Raw genomic sequence first — 2,199 nt, 5'->3', positions numbered from 1 at the left:
CTTTCGTACCCACAGCGATGGTCAGGGCTGGCGCACCTCGACGCGCGCGAGCTCGGTGATCCCCCGCGCCGCGAGCGCCGCGGGGTCGGCGGCGGTCGCGCTGGTCACGACGGTCACGGCGGCGCCACGCTCGCGCAGGTCGTGCCAGAGCTCGAAGACCGCGCCGCCCGGGCCGAGCGAGGGGCGCGAGAGGGGCAGGTCCGCCGCGTCGACGTCGACGACGACGCCCACGGTGCGCTCCTGCGCGAGCGGCAGCGCGCCGCGGCGGGCCTCGGCGACGACCTCCGCGAACCGGCGGCCGAGCGGCTTGACGCGGTTCTCGGTGTCGAGCAGGCCGAGCGAGTACTCGAGGTCCTTGTAGTCCGCGAGGTCGCGGGTCACGTCGTGCGAGCACCACCAGGTGACGGCGAACAGGTCACGCGTCGTGAGGGCCGCCTCGAGGGTGCGGGTGCAGAACTCCGGCATCTCGGCCTCGGCGAGGTTCATCGACGGGGCGCCCACCTCCTGCAGCCACACCTGGCGGCCGGGGTCGGTCGCGAACGCCTTCGACAGCTCGATCATCCACTCCGCGTGCCGCACGGACTGCGGCGAAAGCGCCCCGTACCGCGCGGCCGTGCCGTTGAAGATCCAGGAGTGCACGGTCGTCATGTCGCCCAGCCGGGACGCGTGCTCGGGCAGGAACGAGTGGTCGTCCCAGTACCAGAGGTGGTCGTTCTCGCTGTGCACGACGACGTGGCGCGGGTCGCGGTCGCGCGGGGCGTCGAGCAGCGACGTCATCCAGTGCGTCACCTGCTCCGGGGTGGCGGGCATGGCGGCGGGGTTGGGCTCCAGGAACTGGTTGAGCTCGTTCCCGAGGGTGAGGCCCAAGAAGTTCGGGCGGTCGCGAACCGCGTCGTAGACGGCGGCCACGAGGGCGGCCTGGGCGTCGACCGCGCCCTGGTCGGCGAACATGTTGCCGTCGTGCCAGTTCACGAGCCACGCCGGCACGAAGTCGAAGCCCGACATGTGGCCCTGCACGACGTCGACCGCGACGTCGAGCCCGAACTCCGCCGCGACGTCCGTCACGAGCGCGACGTCGTCGAGCGCGCGGCGGCGGATGAGGGTCCGGTTGGGCTGCAGCACGGGCCAGAGCGGGAAGACGCGGACGTGGTCCACACCGAGCCCGGCGATCGCCTCGAAGTCGGCGCGCACGACGTCGGGGTCGACGGCCATCCACTGGAACATCCAGTCGCGGGACGGGGTGTAGTTGACGCCGAAGCGCGGCACGGTCGAAGTCAAGGGAGCTTTCCTCGCTGTGTCTCGGAGATGCTGGGGGTTACCGGGGTGCGGGGGCGGTCGACTCGCGCACGACGAGCCGCCGGCCGCTCACGGTCCGCGACGAGACGGCCTCGCCGCGGACGAGCTGTTCGAGGAGGGCGACGGCGGTGCGCGCGCTCTCCTCCACGGGGGCGTCGAGGGCGGTCAGGCGCGGCCGCACGAGCGTCGAGACCCAGGAGTCCTCCCAGGCCACGACGGACAGCTGCGCGGGCACCTGGACCCCGAGCTCGGGCGCGTGCGCCACGATCTCGGCGGCGATGGACTCGCTGTCGACGACGACCGCGGTGACCGGGCCGAGGCGCCCGAGCAGGTCGGCGACCGGGTCGGCGGCCGTCGGGTCCCACGCGGCGAAGGACGCGTCCAGGCCCCGCTCGGCGGCGGCCTGCGAGAAGCGCCGGTCGCGCGCCCGGGTGTGGGCGAGCCCGGGGGCGTCGGTGACGCGGGCGACGCCGCGGTGGCCGAGGTCGGCCAGGTGGTCGAGGACGGTCGCGACGGCGGTGTCGTCCTGCACCGTGACGGCGGGCACAGCGTCGTCGAGCGGCGCGCCGAGGAGCGCCGCGGGGGCGCCGAGCTGCTCCACGAGGGCCAGGCGCGGGTCGTCGTTGCGGACGTCGACCAGCAGGAACGCGTCGACCCGCTGCTCGCCCCACCACTGGCGGTAGACCTGCTCCTCCTCGTCCGCGTGCACGAGGGTCAGCGAGAGGGACCAGCCGATGTCGGCGAGCGGCTCGGTGAGGCCGGCCAGCAGCCGCATGAAGAACGGGTCGCGGCCGAACGTGTCGCGGGAGCGGGCGATGACGAGCCCGAGGCTGCGGCCGCCCTGGCCGGAGACCTTGCGGCTGGCATAGTTCGGTCGCCAGTTCAGCGCATCGGCGGCGGCCC

General features: G+C 73.9%; 2 protein-coding genes. Both read right to left on the bottom strand.

All coding sequences use genetic code 11. The features are described from left to right. Positions 1-21: 21 nt before the first annotated feature. Positions 22-1,278, bottom strand: coding sequence for a glycosyl hydrolase (locus ACFT55_RS19990; RefSeq protein WP_380245603.1), 1,257 nt, complete (start codon positions 1,276-1,278; stop codon positions 22-24). Positions 1,279-1,315: 37 nt separating this feature from the next. Then, positions 1,316-2,199: LacI family DNA-binding transcriptional regulator (locus ACFT55_RS19985; RefSeq protein WP_380245602.1), on the bottom strand; the 884-nt coding region annotated here is incomplete at its 5' end.

Origin of the sequence: Isoptericola sp. NPDC057191 (assembly GCF_042670225.1) — a bacterium.
Taxonomy (GTDB): Bacteria; Actinomycetota; Actinomycetes; order Actinomycetales; family Cellulomonadaceae; genus Isoptericola.
The sequence above is the reverse complement of the archived record's forward strand: the minus strand, read 5'-3'. Positions and strand labels throughout refer to the sequence as shown.